The sequence below is a fragment of the Chloroherpetonaceae bacterium genome, assembly GCA_025056565.1.
GTDB lineage: Bacteria > Bacteroidota > Chlorobiia > Chlorobiales > Thermochlorobacteraceae > Thermochlorobacter.
In genome coordinates this window covers 59,637-80,091 of the sequence record JANWWA010000015.1, presented here as the reverse complement: position 1 = coordinate 80,091, position 20,455 = coordinate 59,637, and the positions used below count along the sequence as shown (strand labels likewise).

Below are 20,455 nucleotides of genomic sequence, written 5' to 3'. Positions count from 1 at the left end.
CGCCGTTTAGACCCTGATGATTGGACGTTTAGGGCTCTGCTCATTGTTATCTTCTAACTTTCAAAACGCAAAACATAGCAATGAATCGACGAGATTTTCTCAAACGAACTGCCGTGGCGGGACTGGGCGCAACCGTGGCGGGCGCAACATTGCTTCAATCGTGCGACACATCGCCGACCGCGAGCGCAGGCAACTTGGAAAGCGACCTTTCGTTCGTGCGCGAGGGCGCGCAGCTAGAAGCCGTCGCCATCAAATCTTATCTTGCCGCCGCGCAATCGGGACTGATTACGAATCAAGCGATTCTCAACGCCGCCGTGAGTTTTGCGGGACATCACCAAGGGCATTTAGCCGACCTGAACCGTCTGTTGCGCGAGTTCGGACAAGCCGAAGTGAGTTTGGACGCGGCGCAACCCGACCCGCGCGTCAATCAACTCGGACCCAACGCCACGCAGAACGACGTGGTGCGCTTGGCGATGATTTTGGAATACGAAGCGGGCGAGGGCTATTTCCGTTGGCTCAATTCGCGCGTCTCCGAACCAAAGATTCGAGAGTTTTTCGCAAACGTCTTTCCAATCGAGGTCTCGCACTTCATCGTTTTGAAAGGCGTGCTGAACGGCGGCAACTTCGCGGGCGCGATTGATAACTCACTATTCAGGCTGCTATCGAGAAACGTTTAACGACCTGATTGTGACTGTATTCGCATAAAGATGAGGAATTTTGCTGAGCGACGCTCCAATCTAGGAAACATTCTAATTGCTCTAAGTAAAAGCAGCGAAAGATAACTCCTGAAGGTGATAGCAAGCAGCACTGACGAGGCAAACTAACTTTGTTTTCGCTGACTTCGCAGGTTAGCACAAGTGGCTTGTCATTCTCGTTTCTTAAGTGTCCTGTTACTTAGCATCAGGGGAACAGAGCTGGGCGGTCTAGGCCGTTTACGGAAGAAAAAGCAAAGGCGAGAGATACGCTCTCGCCCTGCAAGACTTGACGGAGGCAAAGGACTTACTCGCTGGTAGCGAGCACAGGTTCGATGCCAACAATGGTGCGGTCGTTTTTGCCTTTCTTGAAGACAACCCTGCCATCTTTTAGAGCGAAAATCGTGTGGTCTTTGCCAAGACCAACATTTTGACCGGGCTTATAGAGCGTGCCACGCTGGCGCACAATAATAGAGCCTGCGCGGACAAACTCACCGCCAAAGGCTTTGATACCAAGATATTTCGGGTTGCTATCACGACCGTTTTTCGTGGAGCCTGCACCTTTCTTGTGAGCCATATGGAAGTGTCCTTTCCAAAGGTTTCAGTTATGCGATTGAAAGAATCTCAATTTCCGTGTAATCTTGCCGATGCCCACGTGTGCGGCGATAACGCTTACGGCGCTTCTTCTTGAAGACCAGCACCTTTTCACCTTTGAGGTGACGGAGCACTTTCGCAGTTACCGAGACAGATGGGTTAAGCGAAGCACTGGTGCCATCACTGGTGAGCAGAACTTTGCTTAGCGTAAGAGTGTCTCCTTCGCTGGCTTTCTGCTTAGGCACAAAGAGCCTGTCACCCTGCTGGACGAAAAATTGTTTATCCGAAATCTCGACAAGTGCTTTCATAATTGCCTGCAAAAATGAGCTACAAATATAGCGTGCGAAAGGCAAAGTGTCAAGTCTGTAAGAGAATTCAGAGACGAAAAGAGTGAGTAGGGACTTAACCTATTTCCCGTTCTCAATTGCAAGCTGCAAGTCTTTGGATTTTCGATTTCGGCAAGATATATTGTCGTATCTTCATAATTGCGCAACACCTTTGCCACCTAACAATGGTAGAAATTTCTGAGTTACTTGAGACCCTAACGAAAGTTGATGGTGTAAGAGCCTCAGCGTTGATCGGGCGAGATGGTTTTGTAATTGAGCAAAAAGTGCGAGAAGGTGCCACAATTGATATGGAGACGGTTGGAGCAATTGTAATTGGGGGACTGCATAGCTCAGATAGCATTGGGGCAGAACTGAATGTGGGAAGGGTAGAGCAGAGTATGGTGGAGTATGAGAATGGTATTATTTTTTCAAAATTGCTGCCTGAGGGTAATGTGATTTTGACAGTGATTGCGGACCAAAGCGCAATGTTAGGCAACATCCGCTATCAGGTCGCCAAGTTGGTGCCTGAACTCCAAAAACAGCTGTAGCAAGCAGCGTTGAGCAAACTGGTAGTAGGACGCATCGCTCAAGTTAGAGCGTAAGACCTGCACCCAATCAAATGAAGAATGTTCGTAGGGTAGTGTAAGCAAAAATTGAAACTGTCTTCGAAAACAACAAATCAACCAATCGTTATGAGCTTCCCGGGCAAAGATGACTTTCGGAAGGTATACTTGACGGAAAACCAAATCAACGCTGCAGAGAAAATCCTGAAAGAATTTGCGACCAAGACAGGTTCGACAGCGGTGATTTTAGGCGATATGACAGGGCAAGTGTTAGCAAAGCATGGCGGCCTGCTGGATAAGGATTTGGAAGTGTTCAGCGTGCTGGCAGCCTCAAATTTTGTAGCCACCGCTGAAATGGCAAAGCAAATCGGCGAGAAGACTTCGTTTGAAGTGCTCTTTCATGAGGGCGAATCGCGTAGCATTTATCTTGTCAGTATCAATGAGCGATACATTTTGGAGATTATTTTCAAATCTAACATTCCGCCGGGCACAATCCGCATCTACTCCAAAAAAGCCAAAGAGAAGCTTTTGGAGGTGATCGCATCGGAGGAGATGGAAGTCGATCTCTCAAACATCTTCGACGACAGCTTTAGCTCGCTGCTGGATGAGCAGCTCAATAAGACACTGGGAGAAGGAGGCCGCTAAGCCAAACCTGTTTTGCAGGGTAAAAAAGGCGCAGTTGTTGCGCCTTTTTGCATTCTTAGGTTACAGGCACAAGTCTTGGTGAGGTGGGCGTTGCTCGGCGGTGCTGCAACGCTGCAAGCATTTCTGCAATGCGCTGCAGTGCGTTGGGTAAAGAGGAAAGAACACCTGCTCCGCAAAGCAAAACTTTTGAGGCTGAATTGCGATTGAATGAATTGTGTCCTATTTTTCACCAAGATACGAATGAGTAGCCCTTGTTTCAAGCATCAGAAGTTGCAGCAGTTCCCATAAAACATGAAATTTTCTTGAAACCTGAAACAAACGTAACAGACCGAACCATGGGACGTTTCTCATTAGGCATACTTATCGTTGGAGTCTTGATTTTTGGTATTCTGGTCGGCACACAAATCAAGACCAGCATCTCGAGCGACAATCTCTATGAACAGCAGCGCAAATTCTCGCAAGCTTTTCTGTTTGTCTCCAAATACTACGTAGATGATGTGGATACGCAGAAACTCACCGAAGGCGCAATTGAAGGAATGCTGGAGCGCTTAGACCCGCATTCTGCCTATCTGTCGGCAGAGCAAAATCGTCGTTCAAAGGAGGAATTTCAAGGCAATTTTGAGGGAATTGGTATTGAGTTCGATGTGCTCAACGACACACTCTTTGTGGTGGCGCCAGTTATCGGTGGGCCGAGCGATAAGCTGGGCATTCAGTCAGGTGATAAAATCGTGGAAATTGATGACTCCTCAGCAATTGGCATCACGCGAGAAGGTGTCATCAAGCGTTTGCGAGGACCGAAAGGCACAAAAGTAAAGGTAAAAATCATTCGCCCAGGTGAAAAAGAGCCGCTGTATTTTGTCATTACGCGCGATAAGATTCCGACCTACAGCGTCGGGGTCTCAATGATGCTGCGCGACGACATTGGCTATATCTACATTGACCGCTTTGTGCAAACCACGCATGACGAGTTTGTCGAAGCCCTCAAGGAGCTAAAAGCCAAAGGAATGAAGAAACTCATCTTAGACTTGCGCCAGAATCCAGGCGGATACTTGGATCAGGCTATCAAGGTCTCGGATGAACTTTTGGGAGGGGTGCAGAAGATTGTCTATACAAAAGGGCGCAGTGCACCAGAGGAAAATGCATTCTCCAAGCCGGGGGACTTGTTTGAAAAAGAGCCGCTAATCATTTTGGTCAATCGGGCCAGCGCCTCTGCGTCGGAAATTGTGGCTGGCGCAGTGCAAGACCACGACCGAGGCTTGATTGTAGGCGAGACGACCTTCGGGAAGGGCTTGGTACAACGCCCCTTTGACTTGCCGGATGGCTCACAGATTCGCGTAACCATTGCACGCTACTACACGCCTTCAGGGCGCTCTATCCAGCGACCCTATGACGGGGGCAGACGCGGGAGAGAAGAATATTACGCAGAAATTCAAGAAAGAGGCTGGAACGAACTAGGCATCAATAGCCCTGACCCTGAGGTCAAAAGAAAAGCACAAGAGCTGCGTGGACGCAACGAACCCATTGAAGCCAGCATGTTCATCAAGCCTGATTCCATTCATAAGCCTTATAAGACGGACAAAGGGCGTATTGTGCTAGGAGGGGGAGGTATTATGCCCGATTACTTCATCTGGCCCGACACGGTAACGCGCTACTACCGTCAGTTACGCTCTGCGCGCATTTTTGATGAATTTGCACAGCATTACATTGAGCAAAACCCTGCTTTCAAGAAAAAGTATGAGCACAACTTTGAAAAGTTCAGAAAGGAGTTTGAGGTCAGCTCAGAGATGATGAAGCAGCTGATTGCACTGGCAGCGAAGAAAAATATCCCCTTCGTCGAAGCCGACTACAACCGTGATGAGCGCTATCTGAAAAATGCGGTGAAAGGCAACTTAGCACGCCAAATCTGGGGCTCTAAGTATGAACGAATGATTTTTGCCGACGAAGACAACATCGTGCAAGAAGCTATCAAGCTCTTCCCAAAAGCAGAAGCACTGGCAAAGCTGGGAACTGCAAAGTGAGCAGTGCATGAAATAGGCAGAGACTGGGCATACTTGCGACATCTATCTTAGGCTTGAACAAGCGAAAACAAAGTAGAGCAAAAGGCTGCAAGCGGCAACTTTCAACGCGGTCACAGAGCCACTATGAAACTCACTGTCTTTGAACATTCGCTTCTGAAGTGTGAGCTAACCGTGCTACGCAATAAGCACACCTCAGAAGAGCTGTTCCGTTCAGCCTTAGAGCGGCTGGCAGAAATTATGGCGATTGAAATCTTTGAGAAGTTGCCGCTTGAGCCAGTGCATATTGAAACACCCCTTGAACCGACGGTGGGCTACCGCCTGAAAGAAAAGTTTCTGATTGCGCCAGTGTTGCGAGCGGGACTAGGTATGCAAAATGGATTTCTGAAATTTTTACCAAACGCCACTGTCTCACACATTGGGGTTTCGCGTGACCACACTACACATCAGCCGCACTTTTACTACTCGAACATTCCTGAGAATATCTCTGAGCTACATTGCTTTGTCTTAGACCCGATGCTGGCGACAGGGGGAAGTGCCACAATGGCTGTGAGTTTGCTCAAAGAAAAAGGTGCAAGAAACCTGTCGCTGGTCTCGGTAGTGGCTGCGCCAGAGGGGGTGCGACATTTCAGCCAGCATCACCCAGAAGTGCCAATTTATGCAGCAACATTAGACAGAGAGCTGAACGACAAAAAATACATCTTGCCCGGCCTAGGCGATGCAGGCGATAGGCTATTCGGCACATAGCTAAGGTGAGACATAATAGCGCCTGATACTGACTGGCAGAGGTGAAACTACTGCACAGGGGCACATTTTTCAAGAAAAAAGACCCAAAAATGACAAAAAACACAGCGACTGAAAACGCGCCAGAAGCGGTAAAAATTGGGCATTACGGCGAACTGGTGCTGTATGCGATTGCCTTCTTGCTGCTGGTCACTTCTATCTTTGTGATCAACTATGTGCTGGCACAGCGCAGTGAAGAAGATGCCAAACAGGTTGCACTAGCGACGCAAAGCGCACGTGAGTGGCAGCGCGCGGAAAAAAGCTTGCGCGATATGCACCTGAGATTTTTTATGCTAACGCAATACGATACAGCCTTCAAAGAGTTTGCAACGTCTATCCGACAATTTGACGAGTTGCAGCGAGCACTCAGAGAAGGTGGCCCTGCCACATTGTTCGGGACAGCTGTAGCAGTCAAACCAATTGAAGAAGAAAAAGCAGTGCAAGCGTGGGGCAACATTGACCATCTCTGGCAACCACACCGAGAGAAGTTTCTCAAACTGGCGGCTGCAAGCGCTGACCGTATTGATACACTGCTGCTGGAGCAATGTGTGGAGACAATGGTAAAAGAAAGTGATGCTATTCTCAATGCAAACCAGCGCTTTATTACGACATTGGGTGAAGTGTCAAATGAGCGCATTGCACGCTTGCAAACCTTGCAGGTCTCAGCGCTCCTACTGAGCTTAGGTGTGTTTTTTGCAATGGCAGTTCGGCTGACCATCTCGCTGCGCAAGCGCGATAGAATCATTCAACAGAGTACCGATGAAATTCTGCGTCAGCGCAATCAGTTAGCAAGCGAAAAAGAGCGTGTCGAAAAGCTGCTGAGCGACCTGAAAAGCACGCAGGCGCAGCTCATTCAGTCGGAGAAGATGGCATCGCTGGGTCAAATGGTTGCAGGCATTGCACACGAGGTCAATACGCCACTTGGGTTTGTAACCAATAACCTTAGCGTCATTGAGCGCAATGTGGGCATTTTGGAGCGTGCACTCAGAGAGTATCAAAAAATGGAAAAAATGCTGCGCGAAGGCGAGCTGGCTGAGTTAGAAGCACAGCTGGAAAATATCCGTAGCATGGTCTTGCGCATTGAAGAGCTTTCACTGGTAGAACGCACGCGCCGAACTATTAGTGAATCCAACATCGGCTTGCAGCGCATTCAAGAACTGGTAACCAACTTGCGCAACTTCTCTCGCCTTGATGAAGCAACCTGCAAGTTGGTAAATCTGGCAGAGAGCATTGATTCAGCCTTGATGATCGCGACAAATATGGTAAAACACAAAGCTGAGGTCATCAAAAACTATGCACCGAACTTGATGGTTGAATGCTATCCAGCACAGCTCAATCAGGTATTTCTGAACCTTATTACCAATGCGACGCAAGCAATTGAAAAATTTGGTAAAATTACCATCACGACGCTGACCGAAGGCGATAAAGCCATCATCAAAATCGCAGACACAGGCATCGGGATTCCAGAGGAGAACTTGAAAAAAATTTTTGAGCCATTTTTTACTACAAAGCCAGTAGGTCAAGGGACAGGGCTTGGGCTGTCCATTGTCTATAAAATCATTGAGCAGCATCACGGCACTATTCAGGTCGCAAGTGAAGTCGGTAGAGGCACAGAGTTTACGATTACGCTGCCGCTGCGGCAAACAAGGCGCAGCAATGTGGTTGCAGAGCAAAAGGAAAACATCGCTTCGTAACAAAAATCACTGATGAGGGCGATAAAGCGAAAGCATAGTGTAGCTCAGCTAGGCAAAAGGCCTAAATAGGCGATGAGACTGGCAGTTGGCTCGCTGACAAGCTGTGCGTGGTAAAATCTAAGCACAGTGTTTTCTTGACCTCTCGAATGCGATAAACAGTTGTAAGGCATTGTTAGCTAAATTTGCAAAACTCGCTTTTGAACTTCGGCAAGGAGAAAGATAATGAAGGAACTCTCGCACATCTTGGTGGTCGACGATGAGCCGCTGATGCTCAATTCGTTGCGCGACCTGCTGGACTTTGACTACAAGGTGCACACCGCCCAAAACGGATTTGAAGCACTGGAAATTCTGCGCCAGCACCCTATTAAGGTCATTATCAGCGATGAACGTATGCCAGAGATGCCCGGGCATGAGCTATTGCGTCAAGCAAAGACAATTAGCCCTGATACGATTCGTGTGTTACTAACAGGCTATGCGGATTTGGAGAGCGTAATTAAGTCCGTCAACGCAGGTGAGATTTTCCGCTACCTCAACAAGCCTTGCCGTCCTGAAATGCTGCAAAGTGTGGTGCGCTTAGGCGTGCAAATTTACGACCGAATCACTGCGCTGAGGACATCAGCAGTGGGTGTAACAAAGATGCCTGTTGCGCCAGTCAGTGCGCCACCCAAGCCATCAGTAAGACCGAGTGTGCTTTTCATCGGATACAGCAAGGAAGAGATTGCGCATCTGGTTAGCAAGCTCGAAGACATTTACGAAATTTTAGCGGCAGATACGGTCGAAGAGGCCTTTCAAATTTTCTCCAAGAAAGAAATCTCCGTGATTGTAAGCGAGCTGCAGCTGGGCGAGTATGATGGGGTAGATTTCCTGCAAACCTTGAAGCAAGAAAGACCACAAGCGATTATCATTATTCTGACCGATGCGGTAGATGTCAAGCTCATTGTGCGAGCGGTCAATGAACTGAATGTCTTCAAGTATATTCCAAAGCCGACGACAGAGGAACAGCTCGAGCGTGCGCTGAGAGAAGCTACCGCAAAGAGCAGTGAATACCTTCACTATCATCCAGAAAGCGCTGCTACAAATAAGCCAGCAGGACAAACAGTGCCAAAAGAGCAAGCCACCGAACAAAAGGAGAAGGCCAGCTCACTTAAAAGCAATCTGCAGGCAGCGCACTCTTTGCTGAAGAAAAATTAACATGGCATGCATAAGTAGGAGCGCGTTGCAAGAATGAAACTGACCTTCATTGGTGCAGTTCAGGGCGTCACAGGCTCTTCGCACCTGTTGGAAGCAAATGGCCAGAAAATTTTACTGGATTGCGGTCTCTATCAAGGGCGACGCGCTGAAGCAGAAGCACGCAACCGACATTTCCTGTTCTCGCCAAGTGAGCTGGATATGGTGATTCTCTCTCATGCACACACCGACCACAGTGGCAATCTTCCAACCCTTGTCAAACAAGGCTTTCGAGGGAAAATTTTTGCAACACCTGCCACGCGCGACTTAGCTGCCGTAATGCTTCAAGACACAGCCCTGCTGCAAGAAAGAGATGCGGAGTTTGTAACGAAAAAACACCGCAAAAAGGGCTTACCGCCTGTAGAACCGCTCTACACTATTGAAGATGCACAAGCGACGCTGGAATACTTTATCTCGCTACCCTTTCATAAAACTTTCCCGATTGCAGATGGCATTAGCCTGACCTTCTACCACTCTGGGCATATTCTGGGCTCGGCGATCAGCGTGCTGGACATTCAGGAGAAAGGGCAGAAGGTCCGCTTGGCATTTACGGGTGACTTGGGCAGACCAAATACGCCCATTCTCAAAGAGCCGGAACACTGCGGTGAGGTGCATTACCTGCTGACAGAAAGCACATACGGCAATCGATTGCACAAGCCGAAAGATGAAGTGGAGCGCATTTTAACCGACGTGGTGCAACGCACTTATCGAAGTGGAGGAAAAATTTTGATTCCAGCTTTCAGCGTGGGACGAACGCAAGAAATTCTCTACTACCTCAGTCAGCTTTACCACTCAGGTAAAATACCCAGCAGTATGACGATTTATTTGGATAGTCCACTGGCGCAAGAAGTAACAAACGTCTATCGCTATCATCCTGAGTGCTTTGACGAAGAAATGCGGCGGTTGATTTACGAAGATCGAAACCCACTTGAGTTTGAGCATATCACATATGTGCGCTCAGTCGAAGAGTCGAAGCGGCTCAACACGTTGCAAGAGCCTTGCATTATTATTGCTGGTTCGGGTATGGCAGAAGGAGGGCGCATTGTGCACCACCTTGCAAACCATATTTCTGACCCAAGAACAACGGTGCTGATTGTGGGCTATATGGCAGAGAACACATTAGGGCGAAAAATTTTGGAGCGTCAGCCGACCGTCAACATCTTTGGTGAGCCATATAAGCTGCGGGCAGAAGTGGTCGTGATGAATAATTTCTCTGCACATGCTGATAGGGCAGAACTCTTAGCCTACTTGGCTCCCTATCGCACAAGCCAAATGAGGGGGCTATTTCTTGTGCATGGCGAAAAAGAAGCCTGCGAAGCCCTGCGGGCAGGGCTGTATGAATTAGGGTTTGAGCGCGTGGAAATCCCTGCACGGGGCGAAAGTTTTGAGTTAGAGTAAAACTTTTGAATAATTTGCGGCAAGTTGTCGCAGGTATGGCGCACGCAAATGCCCAATATGCGTTCGTGTATGTCGAACATTCGCTCACCGATTATGCATACCCCTACTTGATTCCACCAGAATTTTTAGGAGCAGTTCAAGTAGGAAGCCGTGTGTTGGTGCGGTTTCGCCGACGAGGCAGCGCTCCTGCAGAGCGATTGGGCTTTGTGTCATCGCTGGCAAGTGAGTTGGAAACCCCTCTGCCAACAGGCAACGAGATTCTTGATGTCTTCGACAATGGCGAACCAGCCCTGTCGCCAGAACTAATGCAACTGGCGCTCTGGATGGCAGATTACTACATCGCTTACCCAATTGAGGCAATTTACGCCGTGCTGCCTTCTGTAATGCGAATCCGCCCCAAAGAAACTGTTGTGCTGCGCGAGGAGCTCGAGCTGCTTCCGTCCGATGAGAAAATCATCAAGACAGAGCTGCGGCGCAGCATTATGAAACTGCTGCATCAAGAAAAGAAGCTGACCACACTGCAGTTGCAACGGCGCTTGGGGACGAAGCATTTAAGGCTAGCACTCTCTGAACTTGAACGAGGAGGACTGATTGAAATCAAAAAAACGTTTGCGCAGAAAGCAAAGCCAAAACTCAAAACAGCATATCGCCTTGCAAAACCGCTCACTGAGTTAGAGCTACTGTCTGTGCTGAATTCGCTCAGGCGCTCCAAAAAGCAAGAAGAAGCGCTGCAAAAGTTCATTCAACTAAATAAGCCAATTGCCTTTGCAGAAGAAATCGGGGCAAGCAGTGCTACGATGAATGCACTGGTGGAGAAAGGCATTTTGGCGTGTGAGAAGGTAACACTCAGCCGAGAGTTTTTGGAGTCGTTTTCTGAGACGAAAAAAGAAATCCGTTTCACTGATGAGCAAGCAAAGGTGGTTCGCCGCTTGACCACTGCAATTGAGCAAGGGCGATTCCAGACCTTTCTTTTGCACGGTGTAACAGGCAGCGGCAAGACTTGGATGTATATTGAAGCGATTCGTAAAGCCTTAGAACAAGGCAAGAGCGCAATTGTCCTTGTGCCTGAAATTTCACTCACCCCGCAGACGGCATCACGCTTTCGTAGCCACTTCGGCAATGAAGTGCGTGTGCTGCATAGTGCGATGTCCGATGGCGAAAAGTTTGATGCATGGCAGAGTCTGAAACACGGTCGTGCGAAAATTGCACTGGGGCCGCGCTCAGCCATTTTTGCACCCTTGCCAAACTTAGGCGTAGTGATTGTCGATGAAGAGCACGAGTCTTCATACAAGCAATGCGACCAATCGCCACGCTACCACGCTCGAGATGTGGCAGTTATGCGAGCGCGATTCGAAAATGCAGTATGTATTCTTGGCTCAGCCACACCATCCGTAGAGTCATTCTACAATGCGCACATCGGCAAGTATGAGCTGCTCTCGCTAACTAAACGCGCCGATAAGGCTACAATGCCCGACATCAAGCTCATTCACATTGCACGGGCAAAAAAAGTCTCACCCTCGCTATCTGAGACACTCTACCAAGAGATTTGCAGGCGTCTGGAAAAAAATGAGCAGGTCATTTTGTTCCAAAATCGGCGCGGTTACGCCAGCAGCATTTATTGTGAAAGTTGCGGCTGGATTCAGATGTGTAGTGAGTGCAGCGTGCCAATGGTCTTTCACCTGCAGGAAAATCACTTGCGCTGCCACTACTGTGGCAAAACCAAAGAAATGATTTCGCACTGTCGGCGCTGCGGCTCAGACAAACTCTCTTTTCGCTCAGGCGGCACGGAGCGAGTGGAGTTGGAGCTGCAGCAGCTTTTTCCAAACGAGCGCATTTTGCGAATGGATTTGGACACAACTTCACGCAAAGATGCCCACGCCAAAATTTTGCGAGAGTTTGCAGAAGGCAAAGCTCGCATTCTGCTGGGCACGCAAATGGTGGCCAAAGGCTTGGATTTCCCGAATGTAACACTGGTAGGAGCGCTGGCAGCCGACATTGGACTGGCACTGCCTGATTTCCGAGCAGGGGAGCGGCTTTATGCGCTGCTTCTGCAAGTAGCAGGGCGAGCAGGACGTGCAGGAAAGAAAGGAGAAGTGTATTTGCAGGTCTACAACGTGCAGAGCGATATCTTCAAGCTGCTCTTGCAGCAAGACTATGTGCGCTTTTTCGGCTATGAGACAACCTACCGCCAGCAAACCGCCTATCCGCCTTTTTCAAGACTAGTAAAGATTGGGTTCTCGGGCAAAAATCAGTCTGATGTGCAAGCGGCAGCAAACGATTTTGCTCAGATGCTGCAAGCGCTGTTAGATGCAGAGCAGTTTGACCTCTTAGGACCTGCGCCCGCAGTCATTGCAAAGCTCAAAGGACAATTTCGCTACCAGATTCTGATCAAGCAAAAGCGAGGGGCACGGCTCACAAAGCCGGTGCTGCGGCAAGTGCAACTCCACTTTCGCAAAAAGTGGAACAGCACTGTGCGATTAGAAGTCGATGTCGATCCGCAAAATATGATGTAGCAAGTTATGCGGCACTTGACGGCTGCGGACGACTACCAGGCTTGGTAAGAGGAATTTTCGCAAGCTCAGGGGGAACTTGGTCGGGTGGGTAAGCCACTACATCTAACTTCAAGAGTGAAAATTGGTCATCGGCCAGTTGCACCTTGCCATTGCTGCGGTCAACGATGAAACCAACGCCTGCCACTACGCCACCCCTGTCTTGAATAATCCTGATAACTTCTCTAACAGAGCCACCTGTCGTCACCACGTCTTCAACCACGAGGCAGCGCTCACCGGGCTGAATTTCGAACCCACGACGCAGCGTCATGACACCATTTTCACGCTCGGCAAAGATTGTGCGCACATTGAGCTGGCGACCGACTTCCGTGCCTACCACAATACCACCTAAGGCAGGAGAAATGACAACATCGATGTTGGAATGAGCAAAATGTGCCGCAATAGGCTCACATAGCATCATTAGGTAGCGCGGATACTGCAAGACCTTCGCACATTGGAAGTAATGCGGACTGTGCAGCCCTGACGAGAGGAGAAAGTGTCCCTCGAGCAAAGCACCAGTGGATTTGAAAAGCGCAAGCAGTTCTTCCTGACTGAGTCCCATGTTGAAAGCAGTTATGTCAATTGGCGATGCGAGCTGACACGATTGCCTCGCTGAGCTGCGCAGGCAAGTCTGTAAGAATTAGGTTAAGTGAATTTTAGCTATTTTCAAAAGCGCAAAACGGAAGTGACGGAAGAAGAAGCTTGCAATGTGTTTGCTCTGAGAAAGTTTCTTCACGAGAGTCTGGCACCGCAACGCCAAATGCTAAGTATGCTGCCAAAGAAGCTGAAGTGCGGCTGGAAAGAAAGCCAGCTTACAGTGCAACTGCTTTGTATCTGGATACTACTGAGCACACCACTATTCGCCTTAGACCCCAAGAAAAAAATCACCCAGTACAACTATGAAGTGTGGGAGAAGAAAGATGGGCTGCCGCATCAGTCGGTATTAGCCGTTCTGCAGACTCAATACGGTGAAAACAACGGGTACATCTGGTTAGGCTCTTACGATGGCTTGATTCGTTTTGATGGGGCGCGTTTTGTGGTCTTCAATCAACGGAATACACCTGCCTTTCAAAATAGCACGGTGCTGGCACTAAAAGAGACAGCAGATAGTGCAATCTGGATTGGCACCAATGGTGGAGGATTATTGCGGTTCAAGGCAGGGCGCTTTGAGGTGTATCAAGTGAAAGATGGCTTACCAAGCAACATTATCACAAGCATTGGCTATGACTCAGTGCAAAACCTGCTCTGGTTAGGCACACGCAAGGGATTGGTAAAGCTGGATTGGCGCACAGGAAAGATAACAACTTACACTATCAGCAATGGGCTGCCAAGCAATAGTATCAATGTGGTTGTAGTAGATTCAAAAGGTGTGGTATGGGCAGGCACGGATTTGGGGCTATGGAAGTTGGAAAATGGCGTGGCAACCTCTTTCACGAGCAAAACGAAAGTAGCGCCATTGCCTAACGATTTCGTGCGCACCATCTATGAAGACCGGAGTGGCAATATCTGGATTGGCACAAATGCAGGGATGGCACGCTTTGAACAAGTGCGCTGGGTAACCTATTCTACCCAAGATGGCTTAGTAAATGAAATAGTCTATTCCATTTTTCAGGATTCAGGTGGCGCACTGTGGGTGGGTACAATTCGTGGGCTGGCGCGCTTCTACGGTGGCAAGTTTGAGAACTTCACTGAAAAGGAAGGTTTTGAGGGTATGCGCGTCTATGCCTTTTGTGAAGACCGAGAAGGAAGCCTGTGGTTTGGCACGTCGCGCTCAGGCTTAAATCGGTTTCGTGATGGCAAGTTTCTGACCTTCGGTAAGCTGGAAGGATTGGCAGATGATGTAACCTACTCCATTTATCAAGACCGTGATGGGTCAATGTGGTTTGGCTCTTTTAATGGAATGACACACTGGAAAGACGGAAAGGTACAAGTTTTCACTACCCGAGAGGGTTTGCCGACAAATATCGTGCGGGCTTTCCTGAGAGCCAAAGATAATAAGTTCTGGATTGCAACGTTCGGCGGCGGCATTCTGCAATACGACGGAAAGTCCTTTAAAGCGCTCACACGTAAAGACGGATTAGCCGACAATGGCACGCGCACCATCGTGGAAGACTACGAAGGCGCACTGTGGGTAGGCACAAATATCCACGGGCTATCACGCTACAAAGATGGTAAATTCACCACCTTCACCACAGTAGACGGGCTAACGCATAATTCTATTATTGCACTTTATTGCAGCTCCGATAGCACAATCTGGATTGCAACCGATGGGGGAGGACTGAACTACTACAAGAACGGGAAATTTGCGGCCTACACCTCGCAGGACAATCTGTCTGGTGATGTAGTCTTCACGGTCTATGAAGATAAAGAGCACACAATTTGGGTAGGCACGTCAGGCGGACTGTCGCGCATCAAGGAGGGGCGCATTACAGCTTATACCTCAAAAGATGGACTGTATGGCAATGATGTGTTTCAGATTCTCGAAGATGATGAAGGGTACCTTTGGATGAATTGCAACACAGGGATCTTTTGTGTAAGCAAAGCAGAGCTAACCGAATTTGCCGAAGGAAAGCGGCAGAAAATTTCGTCCAGAGCCTTTGGCACAGAAGCAGGTATGAAAACAAATGAAGGCATCACACCCGCCTCAGCGTGTAAGGACCGTGATGGAATGCTCTGGTTTCCAACTGCAAAAGGTGCGGTGAGAATTAATCCAAAAGATTTGCCGAAAAACCCCATACCGCCGCCTGTGCATATTGAAGAAATCTATGTTGATAATCAACTGGTAGAGAAGGAAAAGCCGATGGTATTCAGAGCAGGCACAAGCAAGCTGGAATTTCACTACACAGGTCTATCGCTGCTGGCTCCCAAGAAAGTGCGCTTTCGCTATCAACTGGTTGGCTTCGATAAGGACTGGAACAATGCCGACACGCGCCGAGAGGCATACTACACCAACTTACCGCCAAATACCTACACATTTCGAGTAATAGCGTGTAATAATGACGGGGTCTGGAATAAGCAAGGCGCAACTGTAACCTTCACCATTGAGCCGTTTTTTTACCAAACCACGTGGTTTTTGGGAATAGTATCGGTGAGCCTTGTTTTGCTGGGCGTAGGGATTTCGCGCTGGCGGGTAGCCAGCATCGTTCGGCGAGAAAAGGAGCTTTCAGTGCTGGTCGAGAAACGCACGCAGGATTTGGCAATTGCCAAAGAGCGGCTGGAAATTGCGTTGCAGGAAGCACGGCAAGCACAAGAGGAAATGGAAATTAAGCGCTACGAAGCAGAAGCGCTGCGTCAGAAAGCAGAAGAAGCAAACCGAATGAAAACAGAGCTACTGAGCGTTGTCGCACACGACCTCAAAAACCCACTTCAATCAATTCTAGGTCTTGCAATGCTTATTCAGGAAAGAACAGAGCCGAATTCTGACATTTACCTAATGGTGCAAACTATCCTAAATGCTGCAGACCGAATCCTAAAGAGCATTGATGGGCTTTTGGAGGCTGCTGCACTGGAAGAAGGAAAAATTGAGCTGCGCAAAACGCTCTGTGACCTGTCGCGTCTGGCAGAGGAAGTCATTGCATACAACAAAGTGCAAGCACAAAGCAAAAATCAAAATATCGTCTTTGAGGGCGAAACGGGTTGCACAGCGCTGGTAGATCCTGACCGAATGCGAGAAGTGTTAGAAAATCTCATCTCCAATGCTATCAAATACAGCCCTGAGGGCAAGACAATTTGGGTATGCGTGAAGAAAATCGGCGAAGAAGACGCGCAAACGCTGCAAACGGCGAAAGCATTGATGCCACGCTCGGTGCTTATTTCTGTCAGAGACGAAGGACAAGGACTGAGTGAAACCGACCTGCAGAAACTCTTTGGCAAATTTCAGCGTCTCTCAGCCCGTCCAACTGGCGGCGAAAGCTCAACCGGCTTAGGCTTATCAATTGTCAAGCAACTGGTGGAAATGCATGGTGGCAAAGTCTGGGCAGAATCGGAAGGCAAGGGAAAAGGTAGTATATTCTACATCAATCTTCCAATAGCAAAAGAGTCGTTATGAGTGAGGAGTTTTCAGCCGAAGAATCGGTGCTGCCATCTGCGGTGGGAGACTGGGAGCGTGTGGATGCACTTAACAGCACAGCTACGCAGCTCATTCATCAAGACGCCGTGCTGGCACTGACCAAAGCCGAAGAAGCCTACCAACTGGCAAGACTGAGAAACTACATTTCAGGAATGGCCTACAGCCTGCGAAACATTGGTATCTGCCATTGGCACCTCTCGAACTACGACAAATCCCTCAAAGCGCTCAAAGAAGCGCTGATGCTATTTAGGCAGCTGGAAGACTATGAAGGCAGTGTATCAGTATTGTATAATCTGAGCACCGTGTATCGCCTATTAGGGGATTATCCACAGGCACTGGAGTGTGCGTTTGAAAGTCTAAAGCAAAGTCAGGACATCAAGCAAGAGTATAGCGAAGCGCTGTCGCTGGCAGCGATTGGTGCAGTGTATTTTTTGCTCGAGGAGTACGCACTGGCGCTACAATACTACCAAGAAAGTTTGGTGCTGCGCGAGCGGTTGAGAGACAAAGTCGGTGAAGGACAAATGTATGCCAGCATTGGCTGTGTGTATGGCAAACTGGGCGAAAATGAGAAAGCGTTGGAATGCTTTGAGAAAAGCCTAAGCATTGCAAAGCAAGTGGGTGACCAAATCGGTGAAGCAATCGCATTGCAGAACAAAGGCGAGGTGTATGGGCAAATGGGGGATTATCAAAAGGCGCTCGAGATGCTCTCGCAAAGTCTATCGATTAAAGAAGCACTGCAAAACAAAGCGGGCATTGCTGAAACACTCATCTTAATTGGAAAAATTTATGCAGCACGCCAGCAACATGAGCAAGCAGCTGGCTCGCTGTATCGCGCCCTAAACTTGGCAGAGCATATCAACTGCAAGTCGCAAATTGTAATGGCGCATTATGCGCTGGCGATGGCGCATAAGTATAAAGGTGATTTCAAGACGGCTTTGCAGCACTACGAGCAATTTCATCTTGTTGAGCGCTCGGTAATGAGCGAAGAAAATCAGCGGCGACTGCGTAGTCTGCAGGTGCAATACGAGCTGGAGAAAAAGCAACGCGAGGCGGAAGAGTATCGGCGCAAGACAATTGAGCTGGCTGAAATCAATGCGATGCTGCGAAAGCAAGCCGAGCAACTGCTTCTGCAAGCTACCACTGATGGACTGACAGGGGTCTATAACCGCCGCTATTTCAATGAAGCGCTGCAGAGAGAATTTGAGCGTGCACGTCGGTATGGTAGTGTGCTCTCTTTGGCGATTGCAGACATTGATTTCTTCAAGCAAATCAATGATTCATATTCTCACCAAATTGGCGATGAAGTCCTAAAAATTGTAGGGCTGATTTTGCGTCAAAGCTCACGCATCTCTGATGTGGTGGCACGCTATGGTGGCGAGGAATTTGCCCTTATCTTTCCAGAAACACCAGTTCGAAACGCAGCTGTTGCCTGCGAGAAAATCCGTGCCGCTGTGGAAGCCTACCACTGGCAAAGCCTCGATCCAAGCCTCAAAGTGACGATGAGCTTCGGCGTTGCTGACAGCATTGCAAAAGAGACAACAGAGCATCTACTCCTTGCAGCCGATGCTAAGCTCTACGAAGCTAAGACGATGGGACGTAACTGCGTAATGTATTAACCACACAAGCAATTCTGCCTCACACTGAAGAACCAGCAGCAACAGAAATGAGCATCCGAAATGGTGGCATATCCTGCTCTGCGACTTCTGATTCAAATCGTGCTTGGAATTCTGCTGGGGCACACTTTCCCAAACTTGATGAAAGTCTGGTATGGGATAACAGTGGGGTTGCTCCTCATTACGCTCCTTGCAGTGCTCTTGGATAAGAAATATCCAAACCGATGGTTCCGCCACACTTGGACGCTTAGCTACCTCCTCAGTGTGCCCACAGGCTTTGCAGCTTACCTTGCGTCACTAGAAACACAAGTGCCACCTAACTCTATTCTGCACTTTGCAAACAAAGAGGTCGTTGCTTTAACGCGAGCAGAAAGTGATGCAAAAACAAAAAATCAGGTGGCTCAGTGGACGGCGAGCATAGAGCGTATTGTAATTGCGTCGGAGACATTGCGTGTGTCGGGAGTAGTGCGCATCAGGCGCTATCAGAAAGACACAAGTGAAGTGCATCTCAAAATTGGTGAGATGTGCTGGCTACAAGGAAAACTGGAATTTCCAAAAGCAGCACTCAATCAAGGAGAATTTGACTACCGCGCCTTTCTAGCGGAAAAAGGGATTGACCTTTTACTTGTGAGTTCCGACAAGAAGGCACTACTGAAAACAGGTGAAACGAAAGGAGGGTGGTTAGAAAGTCAGTTTGTTTGGACAGCTTACTATGCGCTTTCAGAGAGCATTGAACGACTTTTTCCAGCAGGTGATGAACGAGCTTTCATCAAGGGGGTGATGTTGGGCGATAGAAGCGATATTTCTGATGAAGTGCGAGCGGCGTTTCAAAAGACAGGCACAATTCACGTGCTCGCAATTTCTGGCTTGCATATTGGGCTGATTGCGCTGGTGCTCAATCTTTTCTTACAGCGGCTAAAAATCTCGCAAGTAGGTAAGTGGGTCGCATTTGGCATCTATACCATTGCACTGGTCTACTACAGCAACATTACTGGAAACTCACCACCAGTAAAGCGTGCAGTAATAATGGCAATTTTGTTTGAGTTAGGTCGCGTACTTGAACGAAAATCATCCTCTTTGAACACGCTTGCGGCTGCATCAGTAATAATGTTAGCACTGAACCCAAGGGAGCTGTTCAGCGTGAGTTTTCATCTCACAAATGCAGCAGTCGCCTCTATTCTACTTATTTACCCAAAAATTTCGGGTCTATATGCGCCTGAAAAAGAGCGTTGGTGGGAACAAGTCACAAAATATGCTTGGGATGCACTGGCTCTGACCGTTGCAGCCAGTATTGGCACAGCCCCTTTTGTGTCGCACTACTTTGGAAGTGTGCCACTATTAGGGCTGCTAGCAAATTTGTTTGTAACGGATATGATGAGCCTTGCGCTATTTGCATCAATGCTGTCGTTATTTTTTGACCTTTTGGGGAGTGGATTTGGAGAGTATTATGCCATCTCTGCCTACTACCTTGTGCGAGGTGCAATTGCGATGGCGGAATTTTTTAGTCGAGTGCCACTATCAAATTTAGAGCTGAAGATATCCACTAGCGAGACCATATTGTTTTTTCTTATCGTCGCAACTGTGATGCAACGAAAAGAGCCAAGAAAATGTGCTTGGCTATTGATTGGTACGCTACTTTTTGCAACAGGGCTGGTCGTTTCGACTTTACTAAAAGAGAAGGATGAACCAGTTTTGATTTTTAATGCAATTGGGCGTGGTAGCTCAGTGATATTTAAAACTGCTTCGGAGACGGTGCTTATTGATGCAGGGGTCTCAGAGCGGCAGTGGAAGCGCGTGCAAAAGCAACTTCAAGTGTTTAGATGTGATACGCTGGACGCGTTTCTGCAAGCCAGTTCTCCGCCAAGCATCGTTGCTACGGTTCCAGCAACGCAAAAAATGCTCTGGAAAGACCACACGCTGCGGCTTCAGACGCTGGTAGCATATCGTCCTGAGCGAGCGCTGCTAAAAGTTGTCTCAAAAAAGTGTCGGTTTTTAGTGGCCTTAAATCCACTATCGCTAAAGTGTTCAGACTTTTTCAAGGTGCCTGTAGCAATGGTACGACTGAAAAAGTTTGGATTGCGCGAAGCAAAGGCATTACGAGACTGGATAAACTATGCGCAACCAAGACTCGTTTCAGTAGACCTGAGCGCAATGAAAAATCCATTTGCACGAAAGCAGTTCTATCGATTTGCAAAATCAATGCAGCAAATAAAAACAACTGAGCGAGATGGACAAATTCTTTTCACTCTGCCTTAAAAGCTTGAGAAGATTAAGAGCGCAGCAAATT

The 20,455-nt window shown here is 48.4% G+C and carries 15 protein-coding genes; 12 read left to right on the top strand and 3 right to left on the bottom strand.

Annotated features, from left to right (window positions below; all coding sequences use genetic code 11):
* Positions 1–80: 80 nt before the first annotated feature.
* Entirely contained in the window at positions 81–677 is a 597-nt protein-coding gene (locus NZM05_10980) for a ferritin-like domain-containing protein (GenBank protein ID MCS7014134.1), read from the top strand.
* 322 nt (positions 678–999) lie between these two features.
* On the opposite strand, the gene rpmA is transcribed toward NZM05_10980, so the two are convergent.
* Positions 1,000–1,269 (bottom strand): 50S ribosomal protein L27, encoded by a 270-nt coding sequence (rpmA, locus tag NZM05_10975; protein ID MCS7014133.1) that lies wholly within the window; start codon positions 1,267–1,269, stop codon positions 1,000–1,002.
* 28 nt (positions 1,270–1,297) lie between these two features.
* A complete protein-coding gene (gene rplU, locus NZM05_10970) occupies positions 1,298–1,594 on the bottom strand; it encodes a 50S ribosomal protein L21 (protein ID MCS7014132.1) in 297 nt (98 codons plus the stop codon).
* 203 nt (positions 1,595–1,797) lie between these two features.
* Between rplU and NZM05_10965 the strand changes: the two genes are divergently transcribed.
* The 8 genes from NZM05_10965 to priA all read left to right on the top strand — a co-directional run bounded on the left by NZM05_10965 (position 1,798) and on the right by priA (position 12,450).
* Positions 1,798–2,160: a roadblock/LC7 domain-containing protein gene (locus NZM05_10965; protein ID MCS7014131.1), complete on the top strand. Its 363-nt coding sequence runs from the start codon at positions 1,798–1,800 to the stop codon at positions 2,158–2,160.
* Positions 2,161–2,304: 144 nt separating this feature from the next.
* Complete coding sequence (locus tag NZM05_10960) at positions 2,305–2,820, top strand: roadblock/LC7 domain-containing protein (GenBank protein MCS7014130.1); 516 nt, start codon at positions 2,305–2,307, stop codon at positions 2,818–2,820.
* Between the two features lie 335 nt (positions 2,821–3,155).
* Positions 3,156–4,838, top strand: coding sequence for a S41 family peptidase (locus NZM05_10955; GenBank protein ID MCS7014129.1), 1,683 nt, complete (start codon positions 3,156–3,158; stop codon positions 4,836–4,838).
* A 123-nt stretch (positions 4,839–4,961) separates the two neighbouring features.
* Positions 4,962–5,582 carry a uracil phosphoribosyltransferase gene (gene upp / locus NZM05_10950; protein ID MCS7014128.1) on the top strand — a complete coding sequence of 207 codons (621 nt, stop codon included), beginning with the start codon at positions 4,962–4,964 and terminating at the stop codon, positions 5,580–5,582.
* A gap of 89 nt (positions 5,583–5,671) precedes the next feature.
* Positions 5,672–7,312, top strand: coding sequence for an ATP-binding protein (locus tag NZM05_10945; protein ID MCS7014127.1), 1,641 nt, complete (start codon positions 5,672–5,674; stop codon positions 7,310–7,312).
* A 222-nt stretch (positions 7,313–7,534) separates the two neighbouring features.
* On the top strand, positions 7,535–8,503 hold the full coding sequence (locus NZM05_10940) for a response regulator (GenBank protein MCS7014126.1): 969 nt from the start codon (positions 7,535–7,537) through the stop codon (positions 8,501–8,503).
* A 33-nt stretch (positions 8,504–8,536) separates the two neighbouring features.
* Entirely contained in the window at positions 8,537–9,937 is a 1,401-nt protein-coding gene (locus tag NZM05_10935; protein MCS7014125.1) for an MBL fold metallo-hydrolase, read from the top strand.
* Between the two features lie 35 nt (positions 9,938–9,972).
* A complete protein-coding gene (gene priA, locus NZM05_10930; protein ID MCS7014124.1) occupies positions 9,973–12,450 on the top strand; it encodes a primosomal protein N' in 2,478 nt (825 codons plus the stop codon).
* A gap of 4 nt (positions 12,451–12,454) precedes the next feature.
* Here priA and pyrE read toward each other — a convergent pair whose 3' ends face one another.
* A complete protein-coding gene (gene pyrE / locus NZM05_10925; protein MCS7014123.1) occupies positions 12,455–13,048 on the bottom strand; it encodes an orotate phosphoribosyltransferase in 594 nt (197 codons plus the stop codon).
* Positions 13,049–13,255: 207 nt separating this feature from the next.
* On the opposite strand from pyrE, the gene NZM05_10920 reads away from it, so the two are divergent.
* The 3 genes from NZM05_10920 to NZM05_10910 are packed head-to-tail and all read left to right on the top strand — an operon-like array spanning position 13,256 to position 20,424.
* Positions 13,256–16,534, top strand: a complete 3,279-nt coding sequence (locus NZM05_10920) for an ATP-binding protein (protein ID MCS7014122.1) — start codon at positions 13,256–13,258, stop codon at positions 16,532–16,534.
* On the top strand, positions 16,531–18,171 hold the full coding sequence (locus NZM05_10915) for a diguanylate cyclase (GenBank protein ID MCS7014121.1): 1,641 nt from the start codon (positions 16,531–16,533) through the stop codon (positions 18,169–18,171). The genes NZM05_10920 and NZM05_10915 overlap by 4 nt, the downstream gene beginning before the upstream one ends.
* A gap of 60 nt (positions 18,172–18,231) precedes the next feature.
* Positions 18,232–20,424: a ComEC family competence protein gene (locus NZM05_10910; GenBank protein MCS7014120.1), complete on the top strand. Its 2,193-nt coding sequence runs from the start codon at positions 18,232–18,234 to the stop codon at positions 20,422–20,424.
* The last annotated feature ends 31 nt before the right edge of the window (positions 20,425–20,455 follow it).